At 72.8% G+C, this 393-nt stretch carries 1 protein-coding gene; it reads left to right on the top strand.

Annotated features, from left to right (window positions below; translation table 11 throughout):
- On the top strand, positions 1-393 hold a 393-nt coding region (locus AC1DSF_RS31205; protein WP_478184180.1), incomplete at both ends, for a LysR family transcriptional regulator.

Below are 393 nucleotides of genomic sequence, written 5' to 3'. Positions count from 1 at the left end.
AGCCGGCCGGCCGCCGGGTACGGCTGACCGGTGCCGCGCGCGTCCTGCTGCGGCACGCCGATCAGCTGTTTGCGCAGCTCGAACGGGTGAACGCGGATTTGGCGGCCTACCGGGACGGCGATGCGGGCGAGGTGCGAATCACCGCGTTCGGGTCGGCGATCACCGGCCTTGTCCTGCCCGCGCTCGGCGACCTGCGCGAGCGGCGGCCGGGGCTGTCGCTGATCCTGCGCGAGTCGGAGCTGCCCGACGTGCACGGTGAACTCGTCCACGGCGAAACGGACCTGGCGATCGTGATCGCGTCGCCGGACGGGCCGGTCGGGGACGACGCACGGTTCGCCCGCGTCGCGCTGCTCGCCGATCCACTCGATGTGATGATGCGGGCGGATCACCCGC

The sequence above is a fragment of the Variovorax sp. 01N429 genome (assembly GCF_056399425.1).
The sequence above is the reverse complement of the archived record's forward strand: the minus strand, read 5'-3'. Positions and strand labels throughout refer to the sequence as shown.